19 protein-coding genes and 1 riboswitch are annotated in these 19,195 nt (G+C 70.4%); of the genes, 7 read left to right on the top strand and 12 right to left on the bottom strand.

Annotated features, from left to right (window positions below):
* The first annotated feature begins 11 nt into the window (after positions 1-11).
* The gene (locus J2S44_RS12210) at positions 12-1,439 is read left to right on the top strand and encodes an MFS transporter (RefSeq protein ID WP_310412217.1); all 1,428 of its coding nucleotides are present in this window, start codon (positions 12-14) and stop codon (positions 1,437-1,439) included.
* Between the two features lie 77 nt (positions 1,440-1,516).
* On the opposite strand, the gene J2S44_RS12205 is transcribed toward J2S44_RS12210, so the two are convergent.
* The 5 genes from J2S44_RS12205 to J2S44_RS12185 all read right to left on the bottom strand — a co-directional run bounded on the left by J2S44_RS12205 (position 1,517) and on the right by J2S44_RS12185 (position 7,777).
* A complete protein-coding gene (locus J2S44_RS12205; protein ID WP_310429620.1) occupies positions 1,517-3,166 on the bottom strand; it encodes a glycoside hydrolase family 13 protein in 1,650 nt (549 codons plus the stop codon).
* Positions 3,167-3,200: 34 nt separating this feature from the next.
* Complete coding sequence (locus J2S44_RS12200) at positions 3,201-4,211, bottom strand: LacI family DNA-binding transcriptional regulator (protein ID WP_310412214.1); 1,011 nt, start codon at positions 4,209-4,211, stop codon at positions 3,201-3,203.
* A 94-nt stretch (positions 4,212-4,305) separates the two neighbouring features.
* Positions 4,306-5,283: a carbohydrate ABC transporter permease gene (locus J2S44_RS12195; RefSeq protein ID WP_310412212.1), complete on the bottom strand. Its 978-nt coding sequence runs from the start codon at positions 5,281-5,283 to the stop codon at positions 4,306-4,308.
* 1 nt (position 5,284) lies between these two features.
* Positions 5,285-6,346 (bottom strand): carbohydrate ABC transporter permease, encoded by a 1,062-nt coding sequence (locus J2S44_RS12190; protein ID WP_310429618.1) that lies wholly within the window; start codon positions 6,344-6,346, stop codon positions 5,285-5,287.
* A gap of 90 nt (positions 6,347-6,436) precedes the next feature.
* Positions 6,437-7,777: an ABC transporter substrate-binding protein gene (locus J2S44_RS12185; protein WP_310412208.1), complete on the bottom strand. Its 1,341-nt coding sequence runs from the start codon at positions 7,775-7,777 to the stop codon at positions 6,437-6,439.
* Positions 7,778-8,032: 255 nt separating this feature from the next.
* Here J2S44_RS12185 and J2S44_RS12180 point away from each other — a divergent pair, with 255 nt between their 5' ends.
* Positions 8,033-8,764, top strand: coding sequence for an HD domain-containing protein (locus J2S44_RS12180; RefSeq protein WP_310412205.1), 732 nt, complete (start codon positions 8,033-8,035; stop codon positions 8,762-8,764).
* A gap of 28 nt (positions 8,765-8,792) precedes the next feature.
* Positions 8,793-9,281, top strand: coding sequence for a TspO/MBR family protein (locus tag J2S44_RS12175; protein ID WP_310412202.1), 489 nt, complete (start codon positions 8,793-8,795; stop codon positions 9,279-9,281).
* Positions 9,282-9,640: 359 nt separating this feature from the next.
* Here J2S44_RS12175 and J2S44_RS12170 read toward each other — a convergent pair whose 3' ends face one another.
* The 6 genes from J2S44_RS12170 to J2S44_RS12145 all read right to left on the bottom strand — a co-directional run bounded on the left by J2S44_RS12170 (position 9,641) and on the right by J2S44_RS12145 (position 13,514).
* The gene (locus tag J2S44_RS12170) at positions 9,641-10,546 is read right to left on the bottom strand and encodes an MHYT domain-containing protein (protein WP_310412199.1); all 906 of its coding nucleotides are present in this window, start codon (positions 10,544-10,546) and stop codon (positions 9,641-9,643) included.
* A gap of 253 nt (positions 10,547-10,799) precedes the next feature.
* Positions 10,800-10,946: a GPGG-motif small membrane protein gene (locus tag J2S44_RS12165; RefSeq protein WP_306838875.1), complete on the bottom strand. Its 147-nt coding sequence runs from the start codon at positions 10,944-10,946 to the stop codon at positions 10,800-10,802.
* 95 nt (positions 10,947-11,041) lie between these two features.
* Positions 11,042-11,800 (bottom strand): metallophosphoesterase family protein, encoded by a 759-nt coding sequence (locus J2S44_RS12160; protein WP_310412196.1) that lies wholly within the window; start codon positions 11,798-11,800, stop codon positions 11,042-11,044.
* Positions 11,797-12,081 (bottom strand): hypothetical protein, encoded by a 285-nt coding sequence (locus J2S44_RS12155; protein WP_310412193.1) that lies wholly within the window; start codon positions 12,079-12,081, stop codon positions 11,797-11,799. Before J2S44_RS12155 ends, J2S44_RS12160 begins: the two co-directional genes overlap by 4 nt.
* A 15-nt stretch (positions 12,082-12,096) precedes the next feature.
* Positions 12,097-12,720, bottom strand: a complete 624-nt coding sequence (locus J2S44_RS12150; protein WP_310412190.1) for a nucleotidyltransferase family protein — start codon at positions 12,718-12,720, stop codon at positions 12,097-12,099.
* Between the two features lie 89 nt (positions 12,721-12,809).
* Positions 12,810-13,514 (bottom strand): SigB/SigF/SigG family RNA polymerase sigma factor, encoded by a 705-nt coding sequence (locus tag J2S44_RS12145; protein WP_310429616.1) that lies wholly within the window; start codon positions 13,512-13,514, stop codon positions 12,810-12,812.
* A gap of 257 nt (positions 13,515-13,771) precedes the next feature.
* Here J2S44_RS12145 and J2S44_RS12140 point away from each other — a divergent pair, with 257 nt between their 5' ends.
* The 4 genes from J2S44_RS12140 (at position 13,772) to J2S44_RS12125 (ending at position 17,759) form a co-directional block, all read left to right on the top strand.
* The gene (locus tag J2S44_RS12140) at positions 13,772-14,479 is read left to right on the top strand and encodes a dTMP kinase (RefSeq protein ID WP_310412187.1); all 708 of its coding nucleotides are present in this window, start codon (positions 13,772-13,774) and stop codon (positions 14,477-14,479) included.
* Between the two features lie 148 nt (positions 14,480-14,627).
* Positions 14,628-15,527 (top strand): MurR/RpiR family transcriptional regulator, encoded by a 900-nt coding sequence (locus J2S44_RS12135; protein WP_310412185.1) that lies wholly within the window; start codon positions 14,628-14,630, stop codon positions 15,525-15,527.
* 483 nt (positions 15,528-16,010) lie between these two features.
* The gene (locus J2S44_RS12130) at positions 16,011-16,952 is read left to right on the top strand and encodes a sigma-70 family RNA polymerase sigma factor (RefSeq protein WP_374727977.1); all 942 of its coding nucleotides are present in this window, start codon (positions 16,011-16,013) and stop codon (positions 16,950-16,952) included.
* A 186-nt stretch (positions 16,953-17,138) separates the two neighbouring features.
* Positions 17,139-17,759, top strand: a complete 621-nt coding sequence (locus J2S44_RS12125; RefSeq protein WP_307248782.1) for a DUF6642 family protein — start codon at positions 17,139-17,141, stop codon at positions 17,757-17,759.
* Between the two features lie 44 nt (positions 17,760-17,803).
* Here J2S44_RS12125 and J2S44_RS12120 read toward each other — a convergent pair whose 3' ends face one another.
* A complete protein-coding gene (locus J2S44_RS12120; protein ID WP_310412180.1) occupies positions 17,804-18,817 on the bottom strand; it encodes a C40 family peptidase in 1,014 nt (337 codons plus the stop codon).
* A gap of 8 nt (positions 18,818-18,825) precedes the next feature.
* Positions 18,826-18,956: riboswitch (cyclic di-AMP (ydaO/yuaA leader) on the bottom strand.
* Between the last annotated feature and the right edge of the window lie 239 nt (positions 18,957-19,195).

The following is a 19,195-nucleotide window of genomic DNA, read 5'->3' as shown; positions in this document are numbered from 1 at the left end:
CCTCCCGTGTCATGAGGGGCGGCGGCGGGCGGGTGCACCGCTCGTACAGCGTGGTGGTCTTCGTCGTGCTCGCCTCGCTGGACAACGTGGTCATCGGCATCACGCCGCCGCTCTACGGCCGGATCGGCGACGGGCTCGACGTCAGCCGCGGCGCGATCGCCGGCGTCATCTCCGTGACCTACCTGGTGAGCGCGGTCGCGTCCGTCGCCTGGGCGTACAGCGGGGACCGCACCGACCGCAAGCGGCTGCTGATGTCCGGCACGCTGGTCTGGGCCGCCGGGACCGCCGGCACCGCGCTGTCCGGCACCTTCGTCATGTTCGTGCTCGCCCAGCTGGTCGCGGCCGCCGGGCTCGGCGCGGTCTCCTCGGTCGGCTTCTCCGTGGTCACCGACCTGATCACGCCGCGCCGCCGCGGGCTGGTGATGGCGTTCTTCGGCCTGGCCCAGGGCGTCGGCTCGCTCACCGGCACGCTGCTCGGCGGCCTGCTCGGCAACGCGGACTGGCGCCGCCCGTTCATGGTGCTGACCGTGGCCGGCCTGGTCGCGACCGTGGCATACCTGTTCACCTACGACATCCGGCGCGGCGAGTCGGAGCCGGAACTGGCGGACACCGCCGACTACGACTACCGCATCTCCCGCCGCGACCTGCCGCGCATCTGGCGCAACCGGTCCAACGTCTGGCTGGTCGCGCAGGGACTCACCGCGCAGGTCGCGTTCGGCTCACTGGTCTGGCTGCCGGTGCTGTTCACCGAGCGGGCCAAGGACCAGGGGTACGACGACTCCACCGCGGTCGTGGTCGGCACGATCTTCACCACGCTGTTCCAGCTCGGCGGCGCACTGTCGATCATCGGCGGGGTGATCGGCGACCGTCTGCAGCGGCGCACCCCGCGCGGCCGGGCCCTGGTCGCGGCCGTCGGCGTGCTGGGCGCGCTGCCGTTCTACGCGATCCTGTTCTACGTACCGATGAGGATCACCGTGCCGAACGGCGGCGGGAGCGGCGAGGTGATCGCGGCCGTGCTGACCAGCGTGGTCACCGAGCCGACCGTCGCGATCAGCCTGGTCACCGCGTTCACCGCGCTCGCGTTCACGTCCGCGAACTCGCCGAACTGGTTCGCGCTGATCGGCGACGTCAACCTGCCGGAGCACCGGGGCACGGTCTACTCGATCGGAAACCTGGTCAACAGCCTCGGCCGGGCCGGCGGCAACGCGCTGATCGGCGTGGCCGCGCGGGCGCTGGCCGGGGCGTTCCCGCCGCCGCTCAACTACGCGGCCGGCCTCGCACTGTTCCAGCTGTTCTTCGTCCCCACCGGCGTCATGTACTACCTCGCCTCGCGCACCGCGCCGCGGGACATCGCGGACGTGCACGCCACGCTGCTCACCCGCGCGGCGAGAACCACGGACCAACAGCCATCCGAGGGTACGGCCGCCGCCTCGGCCTGAGCCGCCCGCACTCCCGCGCTGCTCCACCGCCGGATGATCGGGGCGCCACGCCCGGCGCCCCGATCACCGTCGACGCGCTACGCGCGCAGCCAGACCGTCACGTCGGACGGCACCCGGCCGGGCGTCTCCAGCGGGTGGCTGGTCAGGATGACCTCCGCGCCGTCCGGCAGCACCGCGTCGTCCGGCCCGAAGTTGGTCAGCACCCGCACGCCGCCGTTGACGAACGACAGCACCGGGTCGCTCACGTCCGCGTCCCAGGTCAGCTCGCCGCTGCCCAGGCCGAGCTCACGACGCCGGCGCAGCGCCTCCCGGTACAGCTCGTAGGTGCTGCCCGGCACGCCGCGCTGCCGGTCCAGCGCGTACTCCGCCCACAGCTCCGGCTGCGGCAGCCAGCTGGCGTCCGTCGGCCCGAAGCCGTACGACGGCGCGTCCGCCTCCCACGGGATCGGCACCCGGCAGCCGTCCCGGCCGCGGCGCTCGTGCCCGGACCGCTCCCACGTCGGGTCCTGCCGCGCCTCGTCCGGCATCGTCATGTGCTCCGGCAGGCCCAGCTCCTCGCCCTGGTAGAGGTAGGCGCCGCCGGGCAGGCTCAGCATCAGCAGCGTGGCCGCCCGGGCCCGGCGCAGGCCGAGCACCGGGTCCGGCTGCGGGTCGCCGATGCCGATGCCGTCCGGGCGCGGCGTGCCGATCGGCAGGCCCAGCCGGGACGCGTGCCGCAGCACGTCGTGGTTGGAGAGCACCCAGGTGGTCGGCGCGCCCACCGCACCGTTCGCGGCCAGCGAGCGGCCGATCACCGATCGCTGCGCGGCCGCGGACCAGTGCGCCTCCAGGTACTCGAAGTTGAACGCCTGGTGCATCTCGTCCGGGCGCACGTACGCGGCGAGCCGCTCGGCCGGCTGCACCCACGCCTCCGCGACCAGGATCCGCTCACCCTCGTACGAGTCGAGCACCTGCCGCCACTCGCGGTAGACCTCGTGCACCTCGTCCTGGTCCCACATCGGCGCCCGCCGGCCCTCGACGCCGTCCCCGGTCGCGCCGCCGATCGGGTAGTGCCAGTTCGCCAGGTCGCGCTGCTTGATCAGGCCGTGCGCCACGTCCACCCGGAACCCGTCCACGCCCCGGTCCAGCCAGAACCGCAGCGTCTTCACGAAGTCCGCCCGGATCTCCGGGTTGTCCCAGTTCAGGTCCGGCTGCGCGGGGTCGAACAGGTGCAGGTACCACTGGCCGGGCGTGCCGTCCAGCTCGGTGACCCGCTGCCAGGCCGACCCGCCGAAGACCGCGCTCCAGTCGTTCGGCGGCTGGTCGCCGTTCGCGCCCTTGCCGTCCCGGAAGACGTACCGGTTGCGCGCCGGGCTGCCCGGCTCCGACGCCAGCGCCTCCTGGAACCACTCGTGCGCGCTGGACGTGTGGTTCGGCACCAGGTCCACGATCAGCTTCAGCCCACGCGCGTGCGCCTCGCCGATCAGCTTGTCCGCGTCCTCCAGCTGCCCGAAGATCGGGTCGACGTTGCGGTAGTCGGCCACGTCGTATCCGGCGTCCGCCTGCGGGGACGGATAGAACGGGGACAGCCAGAGCGCGTCCACGCCCAGCTCCACCAGGTGGTCCAGCCGGCCGGTGATGCCGGGCAGATCGCCGAGGCCGTCGCCGTCGCTGTCCGCCCAGGACCGGGGGTAGACCTGGTAGATCACGGCGTGCCGCCACCACTCGCTGCCCTTGTGCGTGTTCAGGGTCTTCTCCGTCCCGTGAGGTGTTGTTCCGTGCTCATTCAAGTGTGCTGCGCGGCGCGGCCGTCGACTCGCGAATGATGAGGCGTGTCGGCAGCAGCACCGCACCGTCCGGCACGGTCGGCGACAGCAGCGTCTCGACCGCCCGCCGGCCCTGTTCCGCGGCCGGCTGCGCGACCGTGGTCAGCCCGATCGCGGGCGCCAGGTCGTGATCGTCGATACCGACCAGGCTCACGTCCTCGGGTACCCGCAGACCGTGCCGGCGCAACGCGGTGAGCGCGCCCATCGCGGCCTCGTCGCAGATGGCGTAGATCGCGGAGAACGGTACGCCACGGCGCAGCAGCTCCTCGGTCGCGGCCACGCCACCGGCCAGGTCCAGCGCGCCCTCCACCTCCAGCGCCGGGTCCGGCCGGATCCCGGCCCCGCGCAGCGCCGCGTGGTAGCCGTCCTGCCGGTCCACGTGCGTGGTGAACGCCAGCTCGTCCGAGGACTTGCCGCAGATCCGCGCGATCCGGGTGTGCCCGAGCCCGATCAGGTGCTCGACCGCGTCCCGCGCCGCGGCCACGTCGTCTATCCGGACGCTCGGCCAGCCGGGCACCGGCGTGCCGGAGCTGACCGTCACGCCGGGCAGCTCCAGCCGGCTGACGGCCGCGAAGTCCTCGGCGAGCAGCGGCATGGAGATCATCATGACCGCGTCCACCCGCTGCCGCAGCGCGCCGGTGTGCAGCAGCTTCAGCCGCGCCTGCTCGCTGCCACCGAGGTTGAACAGCAGCACGTCGTACCCCGCCTCGTGCAGACTCTCCTCGGCCGCCTCCACCACGGTGGAGAAGAACCACCGGGTGATCCGCGGCACGACCACCCCGACGCAGCCGGTACGGCCGCCGGCCAGCCGGGACGCGCTGGGCGAGGCGATGTAGCCCAGCCGGGCCGCGGCGTCCAGCACCCGCCGGCGGGTCTTCTCGGACACCATCGGCAGTCCACGGAGCGCCCGGGAGACGGTGGCGGTGGAGACACCGGCCGCCCGGGCCACATCATCGATCCTGGTCACGTCGCCACCTTCACGAGGGCGCGTTGACGACGGCCGGCCGCTTCTGCCAGCGGCCGGCCGTCCTGTCGTTGTGGTGTTGTGCCCGCTGACGAAGTCAGCCCTTGACGCTGCCGGCCAGGAGACCCCGGACGAAGTATCGCTGGAGCGAGAGGAAGACGATCAGGGGGACGATCATCGACACGAACGCCCCGGAGGTCAGCCGCTGCCACTCGTTGCCGCGCGTACCGGCCAGCTCCGCCAGCCGTACCGTCATCGGGTTGGTGTCCCGGCCACCGCCGCTGGCGAAGATCAGCGCGACCAGCAGGTCGTTCCAGACCCAGAGGAACTGGAAGATGCCGAACGAGGCGAGCACCGGCGTGATCAGCGGCAGCACGATGGTCCGGAAGATCTTCGGGTGGTTCGCGCCGTCGACGCGCGCCGCCTCCATCACGTCCTTCGGCAGCTCCGAGATGAAGTTGTGCAGCAGGTAGACGCCGAACGGGATGGCGAAGCAGGTGTGCGCGAACCAGACCTGGATGAACAGCTCCTCGCCGCTCAGCCCCCAGGCCGGCAGCAACTGCACGCCGAACAGCTCCACGCCCTGCGAGAAGAAGCGCAGCAGCGGGACCAGCGCCATCTGCAGCGGCACGATCTGCAGCGCGAAGACCAGGATGTAGATCCAGTCACGGCCGCGGAAGTCGATCCAGGCCAGCGCGTACGCGGCCAGCGCGCAGATCGCCATCGGGAACAGCACCGCGGGGATCGTGATGACCAGCGAGTTGATGAAGTAGCCGGCCAGCTGACCGGAGCTGGCGCTGCCGCCGAACAGCACCTCGTCGTAGTTGTCCAGGGTCAGCTGCGGATCCGTGAAGAACGACCACCAGCCGGTCGTCTTGATGTCGTCCTCCGGCCGGAACGAGCTGATCAGCAGCCCGAACGTCGGCACGCTCCAGAACAGCGCGATGACGATCGCGATGCCGGTCGCCAGCGGGCTGGAGAGCTTCTTCCGGACGCGCCCGGCGGCCGTGTTCGGCCGGTCACCGCCGGACTTCGTCACCGGGACCGCTGCGGCGGGCGGGTTGGTAGTCGTCATGTCATGCCTCCGACCGCTGCTTGCGGATGTTCCGGATCTGGAAGATCACGATCGGGATCACCAGGACGAAGAGGAAGACGGCGAGCGCGGAGCCGTGGCCGGTCTCGCCGTACCGGAACGACTGGTTGTACATCTCGTTCGCGATGACGCTGGTGTCGTAGTTGCCGTTCGTCATGGTGCGGACGATGTCGAACACCTTCAGCGTGGCGATCGTGATCGTGACGACCACGACGATCAGCGCGGCCCGGATCGCCGGCAGCGTGATCCGCCAGAACATCTGCCACGCGTTGGTGCCGTCGATCTTCGCCGCCTCCACGATCTCCGCCGGGATCGCCTTGATCGCGGCGGACAGGATCACCATGGCGAAACCGGCCTGGATCCAGATCATGATGACGATCAGCAGCAGCGTGTTGAGCTTGAAGCCCTCCTCCAGCAGCCACTGCCTCGGCTCGCCGCCGAACCAGACCACGATCTGGTTGAGCAGGCCGATCTGGTCCTGCTCACCGGACCGGTACGCGTACACGAACTTCCAGATGATGCTGGCGCCGACGAACGAGATCGCCATCGGCAGGAAGATCAGCGCCTTGGCCACGGCCTCGCCGCGCGCCTTGTCCACCATGATCGCGTAGAGCAGGCCGATCGTGGCCGCCAGCGTCGGCACCACGAGCACCCACACCAGCGTGTTCAGCAGCACGTTCTGGATGTCGGGCTGACCGAACATCCAGGTGTAGTTGTCGAAGCCGACCCAGCGCGTGCTGTCACCGTTCATGAACGACAGAACGGTCGTGCGGATCGCCGGAAAGATCAGGCCGATCGACAGCAGCAGCAGCGCCGGTGCCAGGAAACCGAGTGCCAGCCAGCCTTCCCGGCCGCGCGCGGCACCGGGTGCGATCGGCACACCGGCATCGGCCGCGGCCGCGAGCCGGGCCTCCCGGCGTTCGGCCAGCTTGGTCGGGATCACGTCCAGGACCAGCAGCAGGCCACCGACCAGCACCACGAAGGCGACCAGGCCGCCCAGCAGCATCACGAACTTGTCGGCTTGATCGGCGAGGTCGAAGTTCATCACCGCTCCCCAGAGCTCACCCATACGGGTTGTTGTACCGATAAAGAGATCCGGGCCGGGCGCGCAGCGCCCGGCCCGGATCGGGTGCCCCTACTTGGGCCAGGAATCCTCGATGTACTTGAGGGTGCCCGCGGTGTCCTTGCCGCCGTTGATCCAGTCGACCATGCCCTTCCAGAACGTGCCCGCGCCGACCGACGCCGGCATCAGGTCCGAGCCGTCGAAGCGGAACACGGTCGAGGCGTCCTGGAGGATGCCCACGGAGAGCTTGTCGATCGGGTTCTGGACGTTGTTGATGTCCAGCTTCTTGTTCGCCGAGACCCAGTTGCCGAGCTTGGCCCGGGCGTTCGCGTGCTCGCCGCTGGCCAGGTACGTCTGCACGGCCTGGACCTCGGGACGGTCCGCGAACGCGACGGTGAACTCACCGGCGCCCAGGATCGGCTTGCCGCCGGCCGCGTCGATCGCCGGGAAGTAGAACGCGTAGACGTCGCCGTCCTCGGCCACCTTGGTGCCCTCGGGCCACTGGTTCGCGTAGAACGAGGCCTGGCGGTGCAGCGTGCACTTGCCCTCGAGGATCGGCAGGCCGCCCTCCTGGAACGCGGTCGTCGAGATCGACTTCGAGTCACCGAAGCCGCCGTTGACGTACTTGTCGTTCTTCAGGATCGTGCCGGCCCGGTCGACCGCCTCCGCGACCTTCGGGTCGTTGAACGGGATCTCGTGGTTGACCCACTGGTCGTAGACCTCGGGCGTCTGCGTGCGCAGCATGACGTCCTCGATCCAGTCGGTGGCCGGCCAGCCGGTCGCGTCACCGGACTCGATGCCCGCGCACCACGGCTTCTCGCCGGCACCGGCGATCTGGTCGCTCAGCGCGATCAGCTCGTCCCAGGTGGTGGGGACCTTGTAGCCCTTCTCCGTGAAGGTCTTCGGCGAGTACCACACGAAGGACTTCACGTTCGAGCCGAACGGAGCGCCGTACAGCTGGCCGTTGACCGTCGCGTACTTCAGCCAGTCGGCCGAGTAGTTCGCCTCGGCCTGCGTCTTCGTCTCCGCGGAGACGGCCTTGAGCTTGCCCGAGTCGGCGAAGCGCTTGATCAGGCCCGGCTGCGGGATGAACGCGATGTCGGGCGCGTTGCCGCCGTCCACGCGCACCTGCAGCTGCGCCTCGAACTCACCGCTGCCCTCGTAGTTGATCGCGATGCCGGTGCACTCGCTGAACTCGGCCCACGACTGCTCCAGCAGATCCGCCTCGGCGTCGCGGATCGACGCGTAGATCGAGACCTCGGTGCCGTCGTGCTTGTACGCCTCGTATGTCGAGCAGTCCCCCGTGCCCGCGCTGTTCTCGTCGTCTCCGCCGCCGCACGCGGCGGCGGTCAGCACCAGCCCGAGAGCGGTGGCGACCGCAAGGGCCTGGCGAGGTCGAGACTTGACCGCCATGGCGTCCTCCTTCCCTAGCCGGCGCAAGGCACTGCAAGCCCGTTCGCCGGATCCCGTTCCTGTGGGCGTCCTCACATGTAAGCGCTTGCAGGATCTTTAGTCCAGCGGTCGGCCGACCTTGATCGGTAACAATTCAGAAACCTGCGACCGCTCTGTGGCACACGGCCATTCTCGTCGCAAACGTCGGTTTTCGTGGTGGTTCGCACCGATACGGCGGCTACCCTGAGCAGGCAATATCGGGTATATGTGGGCGCCATGCCCGCCGAGAACCCGAAGTCCGAGATCCTGCGCACCATGCCGCTGCACGCCATTACCGAGGTGTACGGCGAGCCCGGTCTGCGGCAGCGCTTCCTCGACGAGATCGCTCGCTTCCCCGGCGCGCACCGGGACGCGCTCACCGACGCGCTCACGCTCGCGGCCCGCCTGCACCGCGACGACCGCCGGGTGCGCGAGCCGTACCTCAACCACCTGCTCCGGGTCGCGCTGCGGATCATGTGTTACTACCGCGTCGAGGACGTGGACGTGCTGTGCGCGGCGCTGCTGCACGACGCAGTCGAGGACCACCCGTGCGAGCTGGCCGGGCTGCCCGAGCCGCAGCCGCACGACGTCGCCACCGAGGCCGCGCTCGCCGAGGTCGCCCGCCGCTTCAACAAGCGCGTCGCGGACCTGGTCCGGTCGGTCACCAACCCGGAGTACGAGCCCGGCCGGGACCGCTACGAGCAGTACCGGGAGCACGTCGCGGACAGCCTGGAGCGCGACCCGTGGGCCCGCGTGATCAAGGTCAGCGACTTCACCGACAACGGCGTCGGCATCATTCACACCACCGGGCCGAAGCTCGAGTCGAGCGCCCGGAAGTACCGCCCGCTGGTGCCCACGTTCCGGGACCTCATCGCCCGGTCCGACACCCCGCTCGCCCCGGAGGCGAAGTCCCACATCATGGACCAGCTCGATCTGGCCGAGGAGCGATTCGCCGCCATCCTGGATTGACCACCCGCCCACGGGGAACTATCCGCACATGTCCACGCTGAGCGCCCGCCACCACCACGGTTCCGCCCCATGGCTCGCCCTCGCCGGCTTCGCGCTCGCCGCGTTCGCCGCCGCCGCGATCGGTGGCCTCGGCGTCCAGGGCACCGCCGCGGAGTACAACAGCCTGGCCCAGCCCTCCTGGGCGCCCCCGTCCTGGCTGTTCGGTCCGGTCTGGACCGTGCTCTACGCGATGATCGCGCTCGCCGGCTGGCTCGCCTGGCGCCGGGCCGGCTGGACCACCGCGCTCACCGTCTACGCCGTCCAGCTCGTCCTGAATGCGCTCTGGACCCCGCTCTTCTTCGGCGCCGGCCAGTACGGCCTCGCGCTGGCCGAGATCGTCCTGCTCTGGCTCGCCATCGCCGCGACCGTCGCGCTGTTCCGCCGGATCTCCACCGTCGCGGCCCTGCTCCTGGTGCCGTACCTGCTCTGGGTCACCTACGCCACGGCGCTCAACGCGGCCATCTGGTCGATGAACTAGGCACTCGCGGCGGGCCCGGCCCTCTCCCGCGGAACACGCCCTCCACGGCGGATCTCCCACTTCCGGCGTGGTGCGGCCGGTCCGCTCCCGCGGGCAAATCCCGGCTCCCTCCGGCTCCGCCGGCGCTCCGCTCCGGTCCGCCGGTCGAAGCCGGCGTCCGTGTGGTCACCACGAGCCCACGCGGCCGCGCCGGTGGTCGCCACACGCGTGGCGACCACCGGCACCGCCGCGTCCTGGCCGGTGCCGGCCACCCATGCTGGCGTTCCGCCGTGCGGCCGGCCGGTACCGGCGGGAGCGTCCGGGCAGCGGTCACGCGGTTGGCCGGCGTGCTGAGGGCGGCGGCCACGCGGGTCCCGTTCTCAGGTGCGGGCGCGGCTGGCTCCGGCGGTGGCGGCCGCCACGGCGGACGACGTGGCCAGCCGGTCGACCGCGGGTGCGGGCGGGATGACCGGCTCGGTCGCGCGGATGGACCAGGTCCGTTCCGCGTGCGCCCCGGTCGGGCGGAACGGCAGGATCGGCGCGCCGGCGGCGAACTCCTCCTGGGTCATCGCCTGGAGACCGCTGAAGGCCATGCCGATCAGCGTGGCGGCGGCCAGCAGCGTGATCGGGATGATCAGGATGTAGGGGGCCAGGCCGTCGACCGGTCCGCGCCCGTCGTTCCAGAGCTCGACGCGCATCGCGGCCATGCCGGTGTAGTGCATGCCGGTCACCGCGACGCCCATGATCGCGGCGGCGACGACGATCGGGCCCCAGCCCTTGATCGTGACGGTGAACCAGAGCGCGACGGTCGCGGCGACCACGGCGATCACGCACGACGCGGCGACCAGGCCCGGGTCATAGTGGATCACTCCGACCACGCGCATCGCCCGCATGCCGGTGTAGTGCATCGCCACCACGCCCGCGCCGGTCAGCACGCCGCTGGTGAGGATGCGCTGCCAGGAACGGGGACCGAAGCCGACCACGAACAGGCCGAACCCGACCGTGCCGACCGCGATGGCCGCGCTGGCCAGCGTGAGGCCGAGGTCGTAGCGGAGCGTGCTGTCGGGGACGTCGAAGCCCAGCATGGCCATGAAGTGCATGAGCCAGATGCCGGCGCCGCCGATCGCGAACGCGGCGATCCCCAGCCAGCGCGCGCGCCGGCCGCGGGTCTGTGACTCACGGGCGCGGACCGTGCAGCCGAGTCCCAGCAGTGAGCCGAGAAACGCCATCAGGAAGGAGACGATCGGGTTGAACGCCCCGTGCGTGAAGTGGTGGACCTCGGCCATCGCGCGCTGACACCTCGACAAATAAGACCCGATCGGACATCAGGGTCATTCAGTCGAGGATTCAGTCACATCGCGACCGGCCGTCGTCGCACATGCCGTCCGACCTTCACGGACGGGGGTAGTCGACGCATCGATGCTGGTCACGGACGTAAAACCGGGGTCGTCGCATCGGACCGGCCAGTCGGGGGAGGACTCCGGTCCGAGGTGGCGACGACCCCGGGGGCGTGAGGGATGAAGGGGGATGTCGGGCGGCCTACGTGAAGATGCTGACACCGCCGGGACCGACCAGGAGGCCCACCACGATCAGGACGATTCCCCAGAGAATCTGCCGCCGGACGAGCGAGACGACGCCGGCGACCACGAGCACCACTGCCAGGATCCACAGAAGAGTATCGAGCATGGTCTGTTCTGTACCCGACCCCGACGATTGCAAAACATGGCCGTGAGCGGCGAAAAGGCGGCCCGTGGGCCGCCTTCGTCGCGTAGATCGATTTCTTATCGTCCGGCGTGGACCAGGGACGGACTGTCGATGTCCGCGTCGTCGCCGAGGAGGTGGTAGACGCTGTACGCCTGCTTGATCACCGGGTGGGCCACGTTGCGCACCCGCACGCCGCCCGGCGTGGTGCCGCGCTCGGTGCCGTGGTGCGCGTGCCCGTGCAGCGCCAGCGCGGTCCCTGCCGAGTCGATCGCGCGCCCCAGCTGGTAGCAGCCGAGGAACGGGTAGATCTCCAGCGGCTCGCCGACCAGCGTGTCCGGCACCGGTGCGTAGTGGGTGAGCGCGACCTTCACGTCGCAGTCGAGCGCGTGCAGCGCGTCGGCCAGGCTGTCCGCGATCCGCTCGGTGGTCCCGACGAACGCCTTCATCTCCGGCTCGCCGAAGTTGCTGGCGCACCGCCCGGCGAAGCCGCCGCCGAAGCCCTTCACACCGGCCACGCCGAGCCGGGTGCCGCCGCAGTCCAGCACGGTCCCGGTGCCCTCCAGCACGGTGATGCCGGCGTCGGTGAGCACGCGGGTGACCGCGTCCGGCTGGTCCGACTGGTGGTCGTGATTGCCCAGCACCGCGATCACCGGTACGCCGAGCCCACCGAACTCCGTGGCCACGCAGCGCGCCTCGTCCTCGGTGCCGTGCCGGGTCAGGTCCCCGGCCAGCAGCAGCACGTCCGCCTTGTCCGGCAGTTCCTCCAGCGCGGGCCGGTAGCGCCCGACCACGTCCTTGTCGATGTGCACGTCCCCGACGGCCGCGATCCGGATCACGACAGCTCCTCCGCGTCGGCCGGGGCGTTCGCCCGGGTCAGGCCGATGTCGACCTGGAGGTCGATGCCGGGGAACTGCTCCCGGATCAGCCGGACGATCTCGTCGCGGCGCTGGGCGCTCTCCACGTCACCGCAGAGGATCAGCGTGTGCTCCCGGCGCGAGACGGTCAGGCCCTGCTCGGCCACCCGTCCGTCCTCGGTCAGCAGGCGCTGCACCTCGGCCTCGGCGTACTCGTCCAGCGGACGGTTCGTCCCGATGTCCGCATGATGCTGTGTCGTCACGTGATGTCACCTTCCTTACTGTGTGGCGGCGAGACGGAGCGTGCCGCGCTGGCCGGACCCCTCCGAGTCCGGCGTCTCCGACTCCTCCGTGGAGACCACGTCGAGCCGGTCCAGGAGCACCAGGAACGCCTCCGCGTACGGCGAGTCGGCCGTCTCGTGGCGCACGCGCGCCCAGTCGATCTGCTCCCGCAGCGACCGGGCGACCGGCAGGCCGCGCGCGAAGTCGCAGTAGTGCTGGGAGAAGCTGAGCAGCTTGTGCACCATCAGCTGGGTCGCGGAGATGCACGGCATCTGGATCGCGTCGACCGGCCGGACCACGGAATCGGCCAGCGTCTCGTCCGTCACCGGCGTCTCCACCGGCCGGAAGATGAGGTCCACCATCCGCCCGTCGTCGTAGACCTTGACCAGCCAGTCCTCCGGCGGTCGCTCGCTGGTGAAACCCGCGGCGGTCAGCTCCTCGAGCGCGCGGTCCACGTCCTGCTCGCGGATCATGAAGTCCACGTCGTGGTCGCTGGAGTAACCCCCGTGCGCGTAGACCGCGAAGCTTCCGCCCAGCGCGAACGGCACGTCGGCCTGCTTGAAGATGGCGGCGACGCGCTTGAGCGTATTGACGAGCCCGGCGTCCACCCGGTACGGCATGGCGATCTCCCGTCGTATGTGGCGGTGTCCTGTCCACCTACCCGGCGGGGAGCCGGTTCACACACCGGGAAACCGGCATTTCGGACGGGTCAGAAGTCGTCGGCGAGCCGCCCGCGGAGCTTGGCCAGCGCGCGGGCGAGAATCCGGGACACGTGCATCTGGGAGATGCCGACCCGCTCCGCGATCTGCGACTGGGTCAGGTTGCCGTAGAAGCGCAGCGTCAGGATGCGCTGCTCGCGAGGGTCGAGCGCGGCCAGTGCGGGCCCGAGCGCCACCCGCAGCTCGGCCGTCTCCAGGTCCTCGTCGTCCGCGCCGAGCAGGTCGCTGAGCGGCGTCTCGCCCTCGCCCGCCGGTGCGGAGAGCGAGACCGCGCTGTACGCCCGGGCCGCCTCCAGCCCTTCCAGGATCTCCTCCTCGCCGCGGTCCAGGTGCCGGGCCAGCTCCGCCACGGTGGGAGAGCGGCCGAGCGCCTGGGTCAGCGTGGTGGTCGCCTCGGACGTGGCGGCGCGCATCTCCTGGAGGCGGCGTGGCACCCGGACGTCCCAGCACCGGTCGCGGAAGTGTCGCTTGATCTCCCCGGCGATGGTCGGGATCGCGTATGCCACGAACTCCACGCCGCGGTCCGCGTCGTACCGGTTGACCGCTTTGATCAGCCCGACGATCGCGGTCTGGTCCAGGTCCTCGCGTGGCTCGCCGCGGCCGGCGAACCGGTTGGCCAGGTGATGGGCCAGCGGCAGCCACGCCTCGATCACCTCCGCGCGGACGCGTGCGCGGTCGGGGTGCTGCGGCGGCATCTCGGACAGCGTGGCCAGCAGCCGGGCGGCGCGATGCCGTCGTTCCGGGGGTGTGCTCACGAACGGCCTCCCCACTGAAGGGGGTCGGGGATCGTTTCGCGTACAGCAAACAACTTTAGTCCGGATGGACGGTGGAAATCCAGCCGAAAGGCTGATAGATATCCAGGCTCCTTTAAGCGGATATGCGGAAAAAAATAGTAAATGCCCGACTATGACTCTCAGCGAAAAGATGCCTCGACTCGCTACCGTGTCGGAGTATGGCGCCGATCTTTGAATCCACCCGTGACGACGACTCCGGACATCCGCCCAGGATCGTCGCGCTGATCGGCGTCGACGGCTCCGGGAAGACCACCCAGGCGCACCGCCTCGCGGACGCGCTCACCGAGGCCGGCCTGCTGGCCGACTACCAGCAGAACGCGGGTGGCCGCGCCTGGTTCGGCCGGGTCGCCCAGCGGATCGGCGCGGGCGACGCGCAGCACCTCTTCGGCCGCCGCGGCTGGCCGGTCGTGGAGTCGGTGCTCCGCTGGCTCGCCATCGCCCGCACGCTGGCGCGCACCCGCCGGTCCGGCCGGATCGCGGTGATGGACCGGTACAGCTACTGCCAGTACGCCAGCATCCGCACCCAGCTCGGCCGGGGGCGCGTCGCCGAGCGGCTGGCCCGGTTCGCGTACCGGCTGTTCCCCGCGCCGGACGTCACGTTCCTGCTGGTGGTCAGCCCGGGCGCGGCCTACCGGCGGATCGAGGCGCGCGGCACCGACCACGAGACGATCGAGTACCTGACGCGTGCCTCCGCGTCCTACGCCTCGCTGCCGGAGCACGACTCGTTCGTGCTGATCGACGGCGACGGCACGGAGGACGAGGTGGCCGCCGAGATCCTGGCGCACATGCTGCCCGCGCGCCCGGAGCCCACGGTGGTGCGACTGCCGGACCCTCAGCACCGCCCGGCGGAGGTGGCGGCGGCCTGACACCGGAGGCCGCGGGTGACATCGCCCACCCGTGACCTCCGCCCTCCGGACACGACCGCCTGCCCGTTCCGTCGAAGCTGTTCCCCGTAACAGACACCGCGGGGCAGGTTCCGTTGACGGGTACGAACTGCGCAAACAAACTCGGACCGTGGTGAATTCGCCTGGGCTGCTCGTGCACATCAACGCGCTCCTGCCCTCGCTGTCACCCGCCGAACAGCGCGTCGCGCGCCTGGTCGTCTCGGATCCGGCCGACGCGGCCGGCCACACCATCACGGGTCTGGCCACCGCCGCGGAGACGTCCGAGGCCACGGTCATCCGGTTCTGCCGCTCGATCGGCGTCGCCGGCTACCCGCAGCTGCGGCTCCGGCTGGCGGCGGAGGCGGCCGGGGCGGCCGGCCGTGGACGCCCCACGGACGCGCGCGTGGCCGGCGGCGAGATCCCGCCGGACGCGGACCTGGCCCGGATCGTGGCGACGATCGCGTTCAACGAGGCGCGGGCCCTGGAGGAGACCGCGGCCCAGCTCGACGCGGTCGCCTGCGAGCGGGTCGTGGCGGCCGTGGACGCCGCCGGCCGGATCGAGGTCTACGGCACCGGGACCAGCGGGTGCGCGGCGCTGGACCTGCAGCAGAAGCTGCACCGGATCGGCCGCAGCGTCGCCTACTGGCCGGACCCGCAGGCCGCGCTCGCCTCCACCGCGCTGCTGGCCGAGGGCGACGTGGCGATCGGCATCTCGCACAGCGGCACCAGCGCCGGCGTGCTGGACGTGCTGGCACAGGCGCGACGACGCGGCGCGGTCACGGTCGCGGTGACGAACTTCCCGCGCTCGCCGATCGCGGACACGGCCGATCTGGTGCTGACCACGGCGGTGCGCGAGACGACGTACCGGGCGGGCGCGTTCGCCAGCCGGGCCGTGCAGTTGATGGTCGTCGATTGCATCTTCGTCGGCGTCGCTGTGCGTAACCAGAAGCGGGCCGGCCGGGCACTCGCCGCGGCCGATGAGGCCACGGCGCCACTGCGTGCGCCGGGCGGTCGCGGAAAGCCACGCTGACCTGGGATGATCTTGCGCTCGTCGGGGTGGTGGCGCACTGCCGGTCCGCTGGGAATGCGGTGCGGACCGGGAAGGTTCGCTGGTGGGCTGAACCCTCCGATCACGTTTCCCGTAAGTCTTGGGTGACAGGGATCGCAGGGGCCCAGTGAGTTGGGTCGCTGCGACTCAACTGTCCCGGATGGTGTGATTTGACGGGCCAGGGGTAAGCACCCGTTGAGCGCATCGACCGGCCGGTAACTCTACATCCCCCGCCAGCCGAGCCGATTCAGGAACTACGCACCGCGCTCACAGCCAGATTTCAGGCATTCGTGACAGCTTCGATCGTACGACAACGAGATTCCATCCGAATGCCGGAATCAGCTGGGGACGTGCGCCGTTGTTAGAGGGGCACCGCTGGGGACGCGGATTACCGGGGAGGGCCTGATGGATACAGGGACGGCCCGCAAGAAGGCAAATGGGGTCAACGAGGGGACCGTGGGCGACATGGAAAAAAGCATGGTGTTGCGAACGGACGAGGTCGCCGAGGAGCGCGACCTCGTCGGAGTCTACCTGCACGAGATCTCCCGGACACCTCTGCTCGACGCGGCACGTGAGGTCGATCTCTCCAAGGCGATCGAGGCGGGGCTCTACGCCGAGCACCTGCTCGACGCCGACCAGCTTCCGGCCGGCGTGAGCCGCGAGGAGCTCGAGCGCGTCGTCGCCGACGGCAACCGCGCGAAGGACGAGTTCATCCGCGCCAACCTGCGCCTCGTGGTCTCGATCGCCCGGCGCTACGTGCGCTCCGGCATGCCGATGCTCGACCTGATCCAGGAGGGCAACACCGGCCTGGTGCGCGCGGTCGAGAAGTTCGACTACGAGCGCGGCTACAAGTTCTCGACGTACGCGACGTGGTGGATCCGTCAGGCGATCAGCCGGGCCATCGCGCAGCAGGAGCGCACCGTGCGGCTCCCCGTCCACCTGGTGGAGGACGTGAACCGCATGCGCAACGTCACCCGCCAGCTCACCCGCGAGCTCGGGTCCGACCCGGAGCCGGCGCAGATCGCGACCGCGCTGGGCGTGACCGTCGAGCGGGTGTCCGAGCTGATCCGGTGGTCGCAGGACACGGTGTCGCTGGACACCCCGGTCGGCGACGACGGCGACACCAACCTCGGCGACCTGGTCGCCGACTCGGACGCGCCGTCGCCGGAGGAGATCGTCCTCACCGCGCTGGAGCGTCAGCGCATCGAGGGCCTGCTGAACCACCTGGACGACCGCTCCGCCGGCATCATGCGCGCGCGGTACGGGCTGGAGGACGGTCGCGAGCACTCGCTGACCGAGGTGGCCTCGCGGTTCTCGCTCTCCCGGGAGCGGATCCGCCAGCTGGAGATCCAGGCGCTCGGCCGGCTGCGTGAGCTGGCCCGCGCGGAGGGCCTCCAGGCGGCATAACGACATTCCCCCACGAACCCCTCGGTGGTACGAACGAACCGGCCGGTCCCGACGCGGGACCGGCCGTTGCGTTTGTCACTGTGACGGCTTCATGTCGCGACAGCCACCGCGTCGGCGATGGGCAGGGCGGCACGGGATGGGTATGGTCGCCTGCGGGGTACGAAACCACAGCTCGGGGGAGGCGATGTGGCGCGCGGCGGCATCTTCTGTGTGGAGGGCCAGTGGCACCGGGACCTCTCCGAGCAAGGCTCCGTCATCCCCACGCTCGAGCTGCTGGAGCGTCTGCGCCGGATCCGGTTCATCTACCGGGACGTGGCCACGCCGGAGGAGCTGAGCTACTTCCTGGACCGGTGGCTGCTGAAGCAGTACAGCGACTACCGGGTGGGCTTCTTCGCGATGCACGGCGAGCCCGGCCGGCTCTGCCTCACCGACCGGGCCACGGTCGAGCTGGACGACGTGGCGGAGCAGCTGGCCGGCCGCTGCCAGGACAAGCGGCTCTACTTCGGGTCCTGCTCGGTGCTGAAGGCCTCGGACGCCACGCTGCTGGACTTCCTGGACGTCTCCGGGGCCGCGATGGTGTGCGGCTACACCCGCGAGGTGGACTGGGTCGACTCGGCCGCGTTCGAGACCGTGCTGCTGGACGTGCTGGCGAACGGCGCACTGGTGAACGCGGCGGAGAAGCGGATGGGCTCCGGGCCGTGGCGGGAGCTGGCGGCGTACCTGGGCTTCCGGATCGTCTACGCGAACGGGCGCACCTGGCGGCCCGGGACCCGGCCCCGGGTGCCGGCCCAGGCCACCGCGGCATGAAGAAGGGCGGGGATGGCTCCCCGCCCTCTTCCTGACCGACTCCGCTATCTGACTCTGCCGTACCCGACGATCGACATCATGTTGAGCGGCGCGATCGTGAGCACCTCGCCCGGTCTGGGCGCGTGGATCACCTTGCCGCCGCCGATCGCGATCGCGACGTGCGCGAGCCCGTTGTAGAAGACCAGGTCTCCCGGGACGACCTGGGAGGCCGATATCCGCGCGGTCGAGTTGTACTGCATGGCCGCGTTGTGCGGCAGCGACTTCCCGGCCTTCGCCCAGGCCGCCTTCACCAGGCCGGAGCAGTCGAAACCGGTCGGTCCCGCGGAGGCGTAGATGTAGGGCTTGCCGAGCTGGGCGTAGGCGAACTGCACCACGGCGCTCGACCCGGCGGGTGCGCTCGGCGCGGCACCGCCACCGCCGCTGTTGCTACCGCCGCCGCTGTTGCCGCCACCGTTGCTGACCGGCGCCGCGACTGCCTGCTCCTGCTCCCGGCCGTAGGCGGCCTTGCGCAGCGAGTACAGGTTCTTCAGCTCGCCCTCGATGCCGGCCTTGCGCTTGCCGGCCTCGTCCTTCTGCGCCTTCTGCTTCTTCTCGGCGGCGTCGAGCTTGGCCTTCTCCTCGACGTACCTCGCCTCGGTGGCCGTGTAGGCGGCGACCTCGTCGTTGCGCGCCTGGGCCAGCTGCTCGAGCACGCTGAGACCGGCCATCAGATCCTGGCTGTCGCTGAGCGTGAGCAGCGTGTTCGCGTCACTGAACCGCCCGGACTTGTAGGCGCGGTTGGCCAGTTGGCCGACGTTGGTGCTGGCCTCCTTGACCTCCTGCTCCAGCGTGGCGGTCTTCTCACTGAGTTCCTTGGCCGCCGCCTGGGTGGCCTTCAGTTCCTCATTGATCTTGTTGTAGGACTCGATCACGACCTCCAGCTCATGGGAGGCCTTGTCGATCTGCTTGGTGAGTTCGGCGCTTGACGGTTCGGCCAGGGCAGCGGAGGTCGGCGCGAGAACGCCGACCGCAACGGCCGCCAGCACGACAGCGCGCAGGATCGCACGCGAAGCTGACAACGGGGTGGACCCTTCTTCGCTGCCGCCTACCGGGTTAGCTGACGGATTCGGGCGAGAAGGACGCCCTACCGCGCGAGCGCGGATTCACCCCGGTGGGACTCTGTGGGTCCCCGGTTCGCCGCGACACCGGTCGAAGACCGCGTCGGGTGGGCCCGGCACGGCCGGCGATCGGCGCGCCTGGCACGAACGGTGCGGGGGAGCACCGACGGCCGAGGCCGGGCGATTCGGCGGCGCCGGGCTGGCGTCATTCCGGGGGGAGTGACTGAAGACCAGGTCCGGCCAACCCACGGTAACGACCATTTCGGAGGATCGAAAGGGTGACGGCGGTCATCTGTGGGCTTTCGCCGGTAATAGGGCAAATATCTAGATAGCTCAGAG

This window comes from Catenuloplanes niger (assembly GCF_031458255.1).
GTDB classification, from domain to species: Bacteria; Actinomycetota; Actinomycetes; order Mycobacteriales; family Micromonosporaceae; genus Catenuloplanes; species Catenuloplanes niger.
This window is presented reverse-complemented; position numbering and strand designations above follow the sequence as displayed.